This window comes from Microbacterium jepli, assembly GCF_047237905.1.
GTDB lineage: Bacteria > Actinomycetota > Actinomycetes > Actinomycetales > Microbacteriaceae > Microbacterium.
This window is the reverse complement of record NZ_JBDFLW010000003.1, coordinates 103472-116985: the sequence shown is the minus strand read 5'-3', so window position 1 is coordinate 116985 and position 13514 is coordinate 103472. Positions and strand designations below refer to the sequence as shown.

General features: G+C 71.0%; 15 protein-coding genes. 12 read left to right on the top strand and 3 right to left on the bottom strand.

Annotated features, from left to right (window positions below; translation table 11 throughout):
* Positions 1 to 4: 4 nt before the first annotated feature.
* From ABC304_RS01210 to ABC304_RS01195, 4 genes are all read left to right on the top strand, one after another.
* The gene (locus tag ABC304_RS01210) at positions 5 to 394 is read left to right on the top strand and encodes a GntR family transcriptional regulator (RefSeq protein ID WP_412928501.1); all 390 of its coding nucleotides are present in this window, start codon (positions 5 to 7) and stop codon (positions 392 to 394) included.
* Positions 391 to 1335: an ABC transporter ATP-binding protein gene (locus ABC304_RS01205; RefSeq protein ID WP_412928500.1), complete on the top strand. Its 945-nt coding sequence runs from the start codon at positions 391 to 393 to the stop codon at positions 1333 to 1335. The genes ABC304_RS01210 and ABC304_RS01205 overlap by 4 nt, the downstream gene beginning before the upstream one ends.
* Positions 1332 to 2027, top strand: a complete 696-nt coding sequence (locus ABC304_RS01200; protein WP_412928499.1) for a hypothetical protein — start codon at positions 1332 to 1334, stop codon at positions 2025 to 2027. The genes ABC304_RS01205 and ABC304_RS01200 overlap by 4 nt, the downstream gene beginning before the upstream one ends.
* A gap of 100 nt (positions 2028 to 2127) precedes the next feature.
* Positions 2128 to 2481 carry a sigma-70 family RNA polymerase sigma factor gene (locus ABC304_RS01195; protein ID WP_412928498.1) on the top strand — a complete coding sequence of 118 codons (354 nt, stop codon included), beginning with the start codon at positions 2128 to 2130 and terminating at the stop codon, positions 2479 to 2481.
* A 22-nt stretch (positions 2482 to 2503) separates the two neighbouring features.
* Here the strand turns inward: ABC304_RS01195 and ABC304_RS01190 are convergent, their stop codons facing one another.
* Complete coding sequence (locus tag ABC304_RS01190) at positions 2504 to 2803, bottom strand: chorismate mutase (protein ID WP_315268049.1); 300 nt, start codon at positions 2801 to 2803, stop codon at positions 2504 to 2506.
* A gap of 58 nt (positions 2804 to 2861) precedes the next feature.
* Between ABC304_RS01190 and ABC304_RS01185 the strand changes: the two genes are divergently transcribed.
* Positions 2862 to 4025 carry an AI-2E family transporter gene (locus ABC304_RS01185; RefSeq protein WP_412928497.1) on the top strand — a complete coding sequence of 388 codons (1164 nt, stop codon included), beginning with the start codon at positions 2862 to 2864 and terminating at the stop codon, positions 4023 to 4025.
* Positions 4026 to 4040: 15 nt separating this feature from the next.
* On the opposite strand, the gene ABC304_RS01180 is transcribed toward ABC304_RS01185, so the two are convergent.
* Both ABC304_RS01180 and ABC304_RS01175 read right to left on the bottom strand, forming a co-directional pair.
* Entirely contained in the window at positions 4041 to 5330 is a 1290-nt protein-coding gene (locus ABC304_RS01180) for a lactonase family protein (RefSeq protein WP_412928496.1), read from the bottom strand.
* Positions 5330 to 6616: an adenylosuccinate synthase gene (locus tag ABC304_RS01175; RefSeq protein ID WP_412928495.1), complete on the bottom strand. Its 1287-nt coding sequence runs from the start codon at positions 6614 to 6616 to the stop codon at positions 5330 to 5332. Before ABC304_RS01175 ends, ABC304_RS01180 begins: the two co-directional genes overlap by 1 nt.
* A 73-nt stretch (positions 6617 to 6689) precedes the next feature.
* Here ABC304_RS01175 and ABC304_RS01170 point away from each other — a divergent pair, with 73 nt between their 5' ends.
* From ABC304_RS01170 to ABC304_RS01140, 7 genes are all read left to right on the top strand, one after another.
* Positions 6690 to 7421, top strand: a complete 732-nt coding sequence (locus tag ABC304_RS01170) for a Pr6Pr family membrane protein (RefSeq protein WP_412928494.1) — start codon at positions 6690 to 6692, stop codon at positions 7419 to 7421.
* Positions 7422 to 7548: 127 nt separating this feature from the next.
* The gene (locus tag ABC304_RS01165) at positions 7549 to 8259 is read left to right on the top strand and encodes a DUF1684 domain-containing protein (protein ID WP_412928493.1); all 711 of its coding nucleotides are present in this window, start codon (positions 7549 to 7551) and stop codon (positions 8257 to 8259) included.
* A 56-nt stretch (positions 8260 to 8315) separates the two neighbouring features.
* Positions 8316 to 9818 (top strand): ABC transporter substrate-binding protein, encoded by a 1503-nt coding sequence (locus ABC304_RS01160; RefSeq protein ID WP_412928492.1) that lies wholly within the window; start codon positions 8316 to 8318, stop codon positions 9816 to 9818.
* A gap of 59 nt (positions 9819 to 9877) precedes the next feature.
* Positions 9878 to 10840, top strand: coding sequence for an ABC transporter permease (locus ABC304_RS01155; protein ID WP_412928491.1), 963 nt, complete (start codon positions 9878 to 9880; stop codon positions 10838 to 10840).
* Positions 10837 to 11709, top strand: coding sequence for an ABC transporter permease (locus tag ABC304_RS01150; RefSeq protein ID WP_412928490.1), 873 nt, complete (start codon positions 10837 to 10839; stop codon positions 11707 to 11709). Before ABC304_RS01155 ends, ABC304_RS01150 begins: the two co-directional genes overlap by 4 nt.
* Positions 11706 to 12572, top strand: a complete 867-nt coding sequence (locus tag ABC304_RS01145; protein ID WP_412928489.1) for an ABC transporter ATP-binding protein — start codon at positions 11706 to 11708, stop codon at positions 12570 to 12572. The genes ABC304_RS01150 and ABC304_RS01145 overlap by 4 nt, the downstream gene beginning before the upstream one ends.
* Positions 12569 to 13339: an ABC transporter ATP-binding protein gene (locus tag ABC304_RS01140; RefSeq protein ID WP_412928488.1), complete on the top strand. Its 771-nt coding sequence runs from the start codon at positions 12569 to 12571 to the stop codon at positions 13337 to 13339. The genes ABC304_RS01145 and ABC304_RS01140 overlap by 4 nt, the downstream gene beginning before the upstream one ends.
* Positions 13340 to 13514: the final 175 nt, after the last annotated feature.

The window sequence follows — 13514 nt, the reverse complement described above, 5'->3', positions numbered from 1 at the left end:
GCACGTGATCGACGAGGGCCGACCGCTCTTCCTGCAGATCAGCGAGAGCGTCGAAGACGCGATCATCGAGGGCAGCCTGCCCGAGGAGGGTCAGGCCCCGTCGACGAACGAGCTCGCCGCGTTCCACCGCATCAATCCGGCGACCGCCGGGAAGGGAGTCAACATGCTCGTCGACAAAGGCGTGCTCTACAAGCGACGCGGCGTCGGCATGTTCGTCGCACCCGGTGCGCGCGAATTGCTGCTGGCCGAGCGACGCACGTCGTTCGGCGACCGCTTCGTCGATCCGCTGCTGGTCGAGGCGCGCAAGCTCGGGCTCGGCCCGGACGACCTCGCGGCACTCATCCGCGATCGCGCCGCCGCAGCATCCGCCATCACCGGAAGGAGCGCCTCATGAGCGCCGTCATCGAGGTCGAGGGCCTCACCAAGCGCTATCGCGACACGCTCGCCCTGGACGAGGTCTCGTTCTCGATCGAGAAGGACAGCATCACCGGGCTCCTCGGCCGCAACGGGGCCGGCAAGACCACCCTGATGTCCATCCTGACGGCCCAGAACTTCGCCACGTCGGGCCGGGTCCGCGTCTTCGGACAGGACCCCTACGAGAACAGCGACGTGCTCGGACGGATCTGCTTCGTGCGCGAGAGCCAGCGCTACCCCGACGACGCCCTGCCGAAGCACGCCTTCGACACGGCGCGGCTGTTCTTCCCGCACTGGGACCAGGATCTCGCCGACCGACTGGTGGACGACTTCCAGCTGCCGGCGAAGACGCGCATCAAGAAGCTGTCCCGCGGGCAGCTCTCGGCGGTCGGCGTCGTGATCGGCTTGGCGGCGCGGGCCGACATCACCTTCTTCGACGAGCCCTACCTGGGACTCGACGCCGTCGCCCGGCAGATCTTCTACGACCGTCTCCTGGAGGACTACGCCGAGCACCCGCGCACGGTGATCCTCTCCAGCCACCTGATCGACGAGGTGTCGAACCTGCTGGAGCGCGTGCTCGTGATCGACCGCGGCCGCATCCTCATGGACGACGACACCGAATCGGTGCGCGAGCGCGCCGCGAACATCGTCGGCGACGCGGCCGCCGTCGACGCCTTCACCGCCGGGCGCGAGGTCGTGCACCGCGAGAGCCTCGGCCGCACCGTGTCGGTCACGGTGCTCGGAGCCCTCACCGCCGAGGACCGTCGCGGGCTGGCGGAGGCCGGGCTCGACGTCGCGCCGGTGTCGCTGCAGCAGCTGATCGTCCGCACCACCCAGCACTCCGCGTCCGGCGACTCCGCCGACCCGTCCGACCACGAGGCGCCCGCACGCGCCTCCGCGCAGGAAGGAGCGGGACGATGACCCGCACGCTCAACGTCGTCCGCATGCAGCTGATCAACCGCCAGACCTACATCTGGGTGCCCGTGATCGTGCTGCTCGGCTCGTTCGCCATCGCGTTCGCCGTGTACGCGCTGCTCTTCTCGGTCGGCGTGACCACCCCGAAGTACGGCGGTGGGGCGCAGGCGCCGCTGTGGTACTTCGGCGTGGTCGGCGTGCAGGCGCTGACCCTCACCTTCCCGTTCTCGCAGGCGATGAGCGTCACCCGCCGGGAGTTCTACGTCGGCACGCTCGTGACGGCCGGCATCACCTCCGTGCTCCTGTCGGTGATCTTCGTGCTCGGCGGGCTCGTGGAGCAGGCCACCCGCGGCTGGGGCATCGAGGGCTACTTCTTCTACCTGCCCTGGGTGTGGGAGGCGGGACCGCTCGGTGCGGGCGTCGTCTTCTTCGCCATCGCGATGCTGTTCTTCGTCGTCGGCTTCTGGGCGGCGACCATCTACAAGCGCTTCGGCCCGCTGGCCACCACGGCCACGCTGATCGGAACCGCCGCGGTGCTGGTGGCGCTGGCCTGGCTGATCACCGCCACCGGATCGTGGGCGACGGTCGCCGAGGGATTCGTCGCGCTGGGCGCGCTGGGGCTGGCCGTCTGGGGCCTGGTGCTGAACGCGGCGCTCGCGGCCTCTTCGTTCCTCACCCTCCGTCGCGCCGTGCCCTGAACCCGCGCACGACCGCTGCGTTCTCACACGAGCGCCTAGCCGAGCGGGGGTCGTGAAGCAAGCGGCATCTTTCCCGAGCTCGACATGTCACGATCCTTCAATGGACCCCCTCGCCGCCACCGACTCCGCCGCAGACGGCGGCCTGGGGGCGCTGCTGGACGGCGTCGCCGCCGCAGATGCGCAGTGCCTCGCCCGCCTGTACGACGCGCTGTCGCCGAAGGTCTACGGGCTGCTCCTGGCCCTCATCCCGGACGAGCGGGTAGCGGCAGCTGTGCTCGCCGACGTGTTCGTGGAGATCTGGGAGACCGCCGCGGGGCGTCCCCGGCGGCACACCCCCGCGGAGTGGATGATCGGCATCACCCGACGCCGCGCCGCACTGGCCCGCGAAGGCGTCACGCAGCGCGTGACCGAATCCGAGGACCGGCGGGCGGACACCGGCATCATCACGCTCTGACTGGTCCGCGCCGTCCGCAGGCTCACGCCCCTTCGGCCGCGCTCCGGTGGTGGCGGATGACCTCCGACACGACGAACGTGAACCACTTGTGGGCGAACTCGGGGTCGAGGTCGGCGTCCTCGGCCAGACTGCGCAGCCGCGCGATCTGGGTCTGCTCGCGGTCGGGGTCGGAGGCGGGCATGCCGTGCTCGGCCTTGAGCACGCCGACCTGCTGCGTGCAGCGGAAGCGCTCGGCGAGCATGAAGATGAGGGCGGCGTCGATGTTGTCGATGCTCGCGCGCAGTCGCTGCAGGGTGATCATCGGATCGGCGGTGTCGGTCATGGCATCCTCCTCGGACTCCCGACGATAGCGCGCCGAGGTGCGCACCTAGAGTGTGTCCATGAGCGACGCCACCCCCGCCCCCTCGCCCGGAGCCGACTCGTCCGGCGTGAGCACCGACACCGGGGTGGTCATGGCGGCCGCCACGGCGGCGACCGACCGGGGCGGCCGGCCGTTCTGGGCGCACCTGGACAGCCCTTTCGCCGCCGGATTCCTGCTCACCCTCGGCGGCCTGCTCGCGCTCGTCCTGGGCTTCGCGGTCAGCAGCATCTCCACGGTGCTGATCTACATCGCCCTGGCCATGTTCGCCGCGCTGGGCCTCGATCCGATCGTGAAGTTCCTCGCCCGCCGCGGCATCGCCCGTCCGTGGGGCATCACGATCGTCTTCGCCGTGTTCGGCGGTCTCATCGCCGGCCTGCTGTGGCTGGTCGTGCCGACCTTCATCGCTCAGGTCACCGGCTTCATCCAGAGCATCCCCGCCACCATCAACGACTTCCGCGACTCCGACATCTTCCACTGGCTCGAGGGCATCTTCGGCGACGGCCTCGGATCGCTGGTCAACGACCTGCAGACCTTCGCCACGAACCCGGCGAACATCGCCGCCATCTCCGGCGGCATCCTCAAGGTGGGCGCGAACATCGCCGAGGCCGTCTCCGGCGCCCTCATCGTGGTCGTGCTGACCCTGTACTTCGTGGCCTCCCTGCCCGGCATCAAGGAGTCGCTCACCCGCTTCGCCCCGGCCCGCAACCGTTCGCGGGTGCGCGACCTCACCACCCAGATCACCGACTCCGTGGGCAGCTACCTCATGGGCATGGTCATCCTGGCCTTCTTCAACTCCGTGGTGGCCTTCCTCCTGCACCTCTTCCTGGGGCTGCCGTTCCCGCTCCTGATGGGGGTCATCGCCTTCGCGATCACGATCATCCCGCTGGTCGGTCCGGTGCTCTACTGGATCCTCGGCACCGGGCTCGCCCTGTTCACGAGCCCTCTCGCGGCGCTCATCTTCGGCATCGCGTACCTCGTCTACATCCAGGTCGAGGCCTACGTCCTCACGCCGAGGGTGATGTCGAAGGCGATCTCCATCCCCGGCTCGCTCGTCGTGATCGGCGCGCTCATCGGCGGCACCCTGCTCGGACTCCTCGGCGCCCTCATCGCCGTCCCCGTGACGGCGTCGATCCTGCTGATCATCAAGCAGGTGTTCCTGCCGCGGCAGGACGCCAAGATCTGACCCGGATGCCGCGGCTCAGCGCCGCGCGGGCAGGATGCGCGTGGGCGACGGGGCCTCGGTGCGCGAGCGCACCCGGCCGGGCACGCCCGTGCGGATGTCGAGGGTGAGCGACACCACGTCGTCGGATCGCTCTCCGGCCACGAGCAGGATGTCGCGCGACACGAGGTGATGACGCGGCCACGTGACGCCCGCGTCGACGAGAGCGACGGCCTCGAGCCGGTCGCCCTCGCCGCGCACCCGCAGCGTCGCGATGGTGTCGGATCCGCGGATGCCGGCGTACAGGAACTGACCGTCGTGCGAGCGCGCGAGCTCCGCGCCGGTGTCGCCGTCCATCGTCAGGGCCGAGGCCGCAACTCCGCCGAGCAGTCGCCACCGTCCGTCGGGGCCGGTCGCGAGGGTGAACACCTCGCGCGAGTACTCCGCGAGCACGTGCAGATGACCGCTGGGGTGCAGCACCATGTGCCGGGGACCGGATCCCCGCGGCAGCACGACCTCGCCGTCGGCACGGATGCCGGTCGAGCCGATCCGCCAGAACCGCACCAGGTCGAAGCCCAGGTCGGTCGTGGCGACGCGCCCGTCTGGGAGGTGCACCGCCGCATGCGCGCGCGACACCCGCTCCGGCACCCCCTCGGCGACCGGCGGCGCCGCCTCGGCCACCGCGTCCTCGGCGAGGTCGTACTCGGGCACGAGGTGCGCGTACTCGTCGCCCGCCGCCGCTCGCAGGGCACGGGATGCCGCGGCGAGCTCCGCATCGAGGGCGGACGGACCGACCCCCATGCCCGGGACGGTGAACAGGCCGGCGGCCATGGCCGCACCTTCCGTGCCCGCGAACGACTCCCCCGACGCTCCGTCGCCCGTGGTGGCGAACGGATCGACCGGACCCGCGAACGGATCGGCGGCCGCCGCGGCGATCACCGGCGTGGAGGGCGTGCCCGCAGCATCCAGACTCATCCGCACCACGCGCCCGTCACCCCAGCAGCTGGCCACGAGCGTGTGGCCGTCGGGCGCCACGGCCGCGTGGCAGACCGCCTCGCCCGCGTCGACCGGCGTGCCCAGCGGCGCGAAGGAGTCGAGGCCCGTCCGGCGGAACGCCGCCACCTGCCCGCGGTGCTCGAGCGTCGCGTAGACGACGTCGAGGGTCGGATGCTGCGCCAGCCACGACGGGGACGCTGCCGCGGCCGCGGTCCCGACGAAGGACAGCGGGCCGCCGGCCGACGCGACGTCGGGCTCGCCCGCCCGGAGCGCGCCGATGCCGGTGGCACGGCCGCCGGAGTCCGACGTGTACGAGCCGAGCCAGAACCTCATCAGTCCAGGAGGTCGTGGCGCACGACCACCGCGTCGCGTGCCGCGCCGACGCCGATGACCGAGATGCGGGTGCCGCTCATCTCCTCGAGCGTCAGCACGTAGTCCTGGGCCGCCTTCGGGAGGTCCTCGAACATGCGGGCCGTGGAGATGTCCTCCTTCCAGCCGGGGAGGTTCACCAGGATCGGCGTCGCGTGGTGGAAGTCGGACTGGTTGACCGGCACCTCGTCGTAGCGCACGCCGTCGACGTCGTAGGCGACGCAGACGGGGATCTCGTCTAGACCCGTGAGGATGTCGAGCTTGGTCAGCACGAGATCGGTGATGCCGTTGATCCGGGTCGCGTAGCGCGTGATCGGGGCGTCGTACCAGCCGACACGGCGCGGGCGGCCGGTCGTCGTGCCGAACTCGAACCCCCGCGAGCGCAGGAAGTCGCCGTTCGCGTCGAACAGCTCGGTCGGGAACGGTCCGGAGCCGACGCGCGTCGTGTAGGCCTTCACGATGCCGACGATGCGGTCGAGGCGGTTGGGTCCGATACCCGAGCCGGTGGAGGCCCCGCCCGCCGTCGCCGACGAGCTCGTCACGAAGGGGTACGTGCCGTGGTCGATGTCGAGCATCGTGGCCTGACCGCCCTCGAAGACGACGACCTCGCCGGCGTCCAGTGCGCCGCTCAGGAGAAGCCCGGTGTCGCACACCATCGGCCGGAGGCGCTCGACATACGACAGGAGGTCGTCGACGATCTCGTCGACCGCGATCGCGCGGCGGTTGAAGACCTTCACCAGCAGGTGGTTCTTCTGGTCGAGGGCGCCCTCGACCTTCTGGCGCAGGATGTTCTCGTCGAAGATGTCCTGCACGCGGATGCCGACGCGGTTGATCTTGTCGGCGTACGCCGGACCGATCCCCCGGCCGGTGGTGCCGATCATGCGCTTCCCGAGGAAGCGCTCCGTCACCTTGTCGAGGGTGCGGTGGTACTGGGTGATGAGGTGCGCGTTCGCGCTCACCTTCAGCCGGCTGGTGTCGACGCCGCGGGCGTTGAGCGCTTCGAGCTCGGCGAAGAGCACCTCCGGGTCGATCACCACGCCGTTCCCGATGACCGGGTTGACCCCGGGCGACAGGATGCCGGACGGCAGCAGGTGCAGGGCGTACTTCTCGTCGCCGATCACCACCGTGTGACCGGCGTTGTTGCCGCCGTTGAACTTGACGACCCAGTCGGTGCGCTCACCGAGGAGATCGGTGGCCTTGCCCTTGCCCTCGTCCCCCCATTGCACTCCGACGATGACGATGCCTGGCATGGGTGCTCCCCCGTGTCGCGGACGGTACACCCCATCCTACCGAGGCCGCGAGCGAGGCAGATATGGTGAGCGCATGACCCGCACCCTCGCCTGGGCCCGTCTCTGGACCGCGCTCCGCGCGGTGATGGCCGTCGTGATCCTCGCCGCCGTGTTCGCGCAGCTCGGCAAGTCGCTGGCCACCGCCGCGGCCGACGGCAAGGACATGCTCACGATCGTCACGAACTTCTTCAGCTTCTTCACGATCCTCTCGAACGTGCTCGCGGCGGTCGTGCTGCTGATCTCGGTCGTGTGGTTCGTCCGCCGCCGGCCCGGTGCGGACGCGTTCGAGGGCGACGGGACGCGACTGGTCGAGCCGGCGGGGCTGGCGACCGCGATCGCGTGCGTCTCGACGTACATGATCATCACCGGCCTCGTCTACAACACCCTGCTGCGCAGCATCACGCTGCCGCAGGGCAGCGAGCCGATCCCGTGGTCGAACGAGACGATGCACCTCATCGGCCCGCTGTTCCTCCTCGCCGACGTCTTCCTCGGCCCTGCCCGCCGCTCGCTCCCCTGGTCGCGCGTGCTGGCGATCATCGTGTTCCCGATCGTCTGGGTGGTCTACACGCTGCTCCGCGGACCGCTCATCACGAACCCGGCCAACGACCAGCCCTTCTGGTACCCGTACCCGTTCCTGAACCCGAACAACCCGGGCGGCTGGGGCTCGGTCGTCATCTACGTGATCCTCATCTCGATCGCCTTCATCGTCGTGGGCTCGATCGTCGTCGGGTGGCGGCGTCGCACGGGGGCGCGCGTCACCGCCTGACCCTCCCCGCGGCCTGGACGCGCGCGGGGGGTGGGCCGGGTCGGGAATACCCGGACGTCGCCCGGTATTGCCCTTCATGACGCCCGATTGCGTCGCCCTCCCCCGCGAAAACGAGAATGGTCCCACCATGCCCGCATCCGACGACCACGCCTCCTGGCTGCAGGACCGCACCCGCGCGGTGACGTCCGCGACCGGCAACCTCTCCCTCGTGGAGACGCGCTGGACCGGCGACCTCCCCGACATCGACGCCGCCCGCGCCGCGGCAGGCCCCACGGTGCAGGTGACGCCGCTCACGCGCACGCACCTCGACACCGGCGCGCCCGAGCAGGGCCTGCGCTTCTGGGACGCCGACGCCCCCGCCATCCGCGCCTTCGACCGCATCGACGCCTACCCCTACGACCCGGAGTGGGTCGTCTTCGGCGAGTTCACGCCCGTCTCGGTCGGCCGCACGGTGCCGTTCGAGCACATCCGCGACAACGGCGGCACGCGCGAGCTCGTCGTCCCCGGAGACATCCACGCGACGATCCAGGGCCAGGACGTCACGCTGGCGGCCTTCGACGACGGCGGCACGCTCCTCCTCGTCTTCGGCGACGAGACCAACGGCGTCGAGACGTACGGCTCCGGACGCTTCCTCTTCGTCGAGACGGATGCCGCGGCCTCCCCCGACGGTCCGATCCCGGTCACGCTCGACTTCAACCGCGCGTTCGTCCCGCCCTGCGGCTTCTCCGCGCAGTACAACTGCCCGCTGCCCCCGGCCTCCAACCGCTTCGCCTTCCCGGTGCGCGCGGGCGAGAAGAACGTCGTGTTCCGCGACGGCTTCGACATCTACGCGGCCTGAGCCGCGGCATCCCCCACACCACAGCACCCCCGCGCATCAGCACCTGGAGCATGCCCATGAAAAGACCCCTCATCGCCCTGACGACGGTCGTCGCCGCAGCACTCGTGCTCGCCGGCTGCGCCGCCGGCGGCGACAGCGCCTCGACGTCGGGCGACAGCAGCGACGCGACCATCGCCGTCGGCTCGCTCTACGAGCCGCAGAACCTGAGCAACACGCAGGGCGGTGGCCAGGGCATCACCGAGGCGTTCAACGGCAACGTCTACGAGGGCCTCTTCAAGCTCACCGACGACGGACAGGTCGAGCCGCTGCTCGCCGAGGGCTCCGAGGTCAGCGACGACGGCCTCACCTACACGATCACGCTCCGCGAGGGCGTCACCTTCCACTCCGGGAAGGCCCTCACCTCCGCCGATGTGAAGAACAGCGTCGAGGCCGTCACGGCCGAGGATTCCAAGTCGGCCCGCAAGTCGAGCTTCGGCAAGATCGCCGACATCGCGACGCCCGATGACCGCACCGTGGTCTTCACGCTGGCCGATCGCTCGATCTCGTTCCTCTACAACCTCAGCTACGTCTGGATCGTCAACACCGACGCCGGCGACCTGACCGCGAAGGAGGACGGCACCGGGCCCTACACGCTCGACGAGTGGCGCCAGGGCAGCACCCTGACCCTCACGCGGTTCGACGGCTACTGGGGCGAGGCGGCGAAGAACGCCGAGGTCGTCTTCACGTACTTCACCGATGCCACGGCCGAGGCCAACGCGCTGCGCACCGGCGAGATCGACATCATCACCAGCATCCAGAGCCCCGACGCCCTGACCCAGTTCGAGAACGACGACGCGTACACGGTCAGCGAGGGCACCTCCACGACCAAGGAGCTCCTCGCCTTCAACGACCGCGTGGCGCCGTTCGACAACACGCAGGTGCGCAAGGCCGTCTACTCCGCGATCGACCGGAAGCAGCTGCTCTCCTCGATCTGGGGCGACTACGGCACGCTCATCGGCTCGATGGTGCCGCCGACCGACCCCTGGTACGAGGACCTCACCGATGTGAACCCCTACGACCCCGCCCTCGCGAAGCAGCTGCTCACCGAGGCCGGCTACGCCGACGGGTTCACCTTCACGCTCGACACCCCGAGCTACGACCCGCACCCCGCCGTGGCGGAGTTCCTCCAGTCGCAGCTCGCCGAGGTCGGCATCACCGTCGAGATCAACACGATCAGCGCCGACGAGTGGTACACGAAGGTCTTCCAGGAGCGCGACTTCACCGCCACGCTCCAGGAGCACGTCAACGACCGCGACGTCGTCTGGTACGGAAACCCCGACTTCTACTGGGGCTACGACAACCCGCAGGTGACGCAATGGGTGAGCGAGGCCGAGCAGGCCGCGTCCACCGACGAGCAGACCGAGCTGCTGCGCAAGGTGAACGAGCAGATCGCCGCCGACGCGGCGAGCGCCTGGCTCTACCTCTACCCTCAGATCGTGGTCGCCTCCAGCGACCTCAGCGGCTACCCCGTCAACGGCCTGAACTCGCAGTTCTACGTCTACGACATCGTCCTGTCCTGAGTGAACGCGGGATGCCGCGGCCGCACCTCGCGGCCGCGGCATCCTGCATTTCGGATCCCATGCCCTCTTATCTCCTGCGCCGGTCGGCCTTCCTCGTGCTCTCGCTCGCGGTGGCGCTGATCGTCATCTTCGTGCTGCTGCGGCTGCTGCCCGGCGACCCCGCGAACGCGCTGCTGTCCGTCGACGCGACGCCCGAGCAGATCGCCGCCGCGCGCGCGCAGGTCGGATCCGATCAGCCGCTGCTGCAGCAGTTCGCCACGTGGGCGGGGCAGCTCGTGCGCTTCGACCTCGGCGACTCGTTCATCAGCGGGCGGTCCGTGGGCGAGGAGATCGGCGCGCGCATGGCCATCACCATCCCGCTCACCCTGCTCGCCTTCGGCCTCGCGCTCCTGGTCTCGCTCGTCGTCGGCATCACCGCCGCCGTGAAGAGCGACCGCTGGTACGGCGTGGCGCTGTCGGGCTTCTCGCAACTCGGCGTCGCCGTGCCGGTGTTCTGGGTCGGCGTGGTGCTGGTGTGGATCTTCGCCCTGCAGCTCGGCCTCCTCCCCTCCGGCGGCTTCCCCCGCCGCGACTGGCGCGACCCCGCCGACGCGCTGCGCTCCCTCACCCTTCCCGTCATCACCATCGCGATCGTGATGAGCGCGTCGCTGAGCCGCTACGTGCGCTCGGCCACGCTCGACGTGCTCGGCAGCGACTATCTGCGCACCGCGCGAGCGGGCGGAGCCGGCCGCACCGAGGCGCTGCTGCGCCACGGCGTGCGCAACGGCGCCGTGCCCGTCATCGCCGTGCTCGGCATCGAGCTATCGACCACGCTGCTGGGCGCCGTGGTCGTCGAGAGCGTCTTCACCCTGCCCGGGCTCGGGAGCATGCTGCTCACGGGCATCCAGCAGCACGACTTCGCGAACATCCAGGGCGTGCTGGTCGTGAGCACCCTCTTCGTGCTGCTCGTCGGCTTCGCCGCCGACATCGTGCAGCGCCTCGTCGATCCGCGCCTGCGCACGAGCGTCTCGGGCAACCGATGAGCGAGGTCGTCACGCCCGAGTACATCGAGGATGCCGCGGCCCCCGGTCGCCGCACCCGGCGCCGTCGGCCGACGCTCGTGCTGGGCATCGCGCTCACGGCGCTCATCGTGGTGATCGCCCTCGTCTCGCTCGTCTGGCTTCCCTACCCGCTGTCGGAGCTCGGCGGCGGACGACTGTCGCCCCCGAGCGCCACGCACCTGCTCGGCACCGACCGCCTCGGACGCGACCTCCTGTCGCAGCTGATGGTGGGCGCCCGGATCGCGCTCGTGGTGGGCCTCGGGGCGGTGCTGATCTCCGGCGTCCTGGGCACGCTCATCGGCGTGCTCACCGCCCTCGCCCGCCCCTGGCTCGATGACACGCTCTCGGCCGCGCTCGACGTGGTCATCGCCTTCCCCGTGCTGCTGCTGGCGATGCTCGTCGTCGCCGTGCAGGGACCGTCGCTGTGGTCGGCGATCCTCGCGATCGGCCTGGCGATGTCGGCGGTCGTCGCGCGCCTCAGCCGCATCCTCGCGCGACGTGTGCTCCAGGAGCAGTTCGTGACGGCCGCGCGCACGAGCGGCGCGAGCACGTGGGCCGTCGTCCGCGACCACGTGCTGCCGAACATCGCGCCCACGCTTATGGTGAGCCTGGCGCTGCAGTTCGGGGTCGCCGTGCTGGCCGAGGCGAGCCTGTCGTACCTCGGTCTCGGCGCCCCGCCGCCCAACGCCTCATGGGGCCGCCTGCTGCAGGAGGCGCAGGGCACCGTGCTGACCGCCCCGGTCGGCGCGATCGCCCCCGGCATCGCCGTCATCGTGCTCGTGCTCGGCGTCAACTTCCTCGCCGACGGCCTTCGCGACCTGACCGACCCGACGAGGCGGAGGGCGCGATGAGCCTGCTCGAGATCTCCGGCCTCACCGTCCGCGCCGCCGGCACGGTGCTCGTCGACGACGTCTCGCTCTCGGTCGGTGCCGGCGAGCGCGTCGGCCTGATCGGCGAATCCGGTTCGGGCAAGTCGCTGACCTCCCTCGCCGCCGTCGGACTGCTGCCCGACGCGCTGCGGGTCTCCGGTTCGGTGCTGCTCGACACCCACGAGGTGGTCGGTGCGGGCGACCGCGCGCTGCGCCCGCTGCGCGGACCGGTCGCGCAGGTCGTGTTCCAGGAGCCGCTCACCGCCCTCGACCCGCTGATGCGCGTCGGGGCGCAGATCGCCGAGCCGCTGCGGCGCCACCTCGGGCTCCGGGGGGCGGCGTTGCGCGACGCCGTCCGCGAGGCCCTCGCCGAGGTCGTCCTGACCGACCCGCGCGTCGCCCGGGCCTATCCGCACGAGCTCTCCGGCGGCCAGCGCCAGCGCGTGGCCATCGCGATGGCCCTCGCCGCCCGGCCGCGCCTGCTCATCGCCGACGAGCCGACGACGGCCCTCGACGTGACGGTGCAGGATGCGGTGCTCACTCTCCTCGAGCGCCTCGTGGCCGATCGCGGCATGGCACTCCTGTTCGTCAGCCACGACCTCGCGGTCGTCTCGCGCATGACGGAGCGCATCGCGGTGCTGCGCGGCGGCCGCGTCGTGGAGAGCGGACCGGTGGGCGACGTGCTGCGGGCGCCGCAGCATCCGTACACCGCCGCCCTCGTCGCGAGCGCCCGTGCCCTCGACGATGCGCTGGATCCGGATGCCGCGGGTGCCGATTCGGATGCCACGGGTGCTGTGCCCGATCCGGATGCCGCGGGTCACGGGTCGGACGGAGGTGCCGCATGAGCGCGCAGCGACCACCGATCCTCGAGCTGCGGAACGCGGACTTCTCCTACGGCTCGCGCCCGGTGCTGCAGGGCGTCTCGGTCGCGGTCGAGGAGCGCGGCGCCGTCGGCCTGGTCGGCGAGTCCGGGGCGGGCAAGTCGACGATCCTGCGCCTGCTGCTGGGGCTCGACGTGCCGTCTCGCGGCGAGGTGCTCTTCGACGGTTCGCCGCTGCGCGTACGCGATCGCGCGGCGATGCGCCGCTTCCGCGCCAGCGTGCAGCCGGTGTTCCAGGATCCGTACTCCTCGCTCGACCCGCGCCTGCGCATCGAGCAGACCGTCGCGGAGCCGCTGCGCGCGCTCCGCCTCGCGCGCGGAGAGGACGCCCGCGCCCGGGTCGCCGAGGCGCTGACCTCGGTCGGGCTGCCCGTCGACGTGCGCGACCGGTACCCCCACGAGTTCTCCGGCGGCCAGCGCCAGCGCATCGCGATCGCCCGCGCGATCGTCTCTCGCCCGCGGGTGCTCCTGGCCGATGAGCCGGTCAGCGCGCTGGACGTCACGACCCGCGTGCAGGTGATCGATCTGCTCGCCCGCCTGCGCGCCGAGCAGGGCCTGGCGATCGTCATGGTCTCGCACGACCTGGGCGCCGTCGCGGCGGTCTGCGAGCGCACCGTGGTGCTGCGCGACGGTCGCGTCGTGGAGGAGGGGCCGACCCGCGGCATCCTGTCGTCTCCGGTGACCGACTACGCGCGCGCCCTCGTCGCCGCCGTCCCCCGCCTGCCGCGCTGACGGCCCGCGGGCTTCGGGACCCGCACTTCGTGCCCCGGATAAACGCGATCGCGGCCCGGAAACGCCGCGACGCCGTGTTTCTGCGCAGGAATCGCGTTTATCCGGGGAGGGGGCAGGTGCAGCGCGGGCCGGGCGTCACGGGACGGGGGCGCCGCGGCCGCTTGGCTAAACTCGG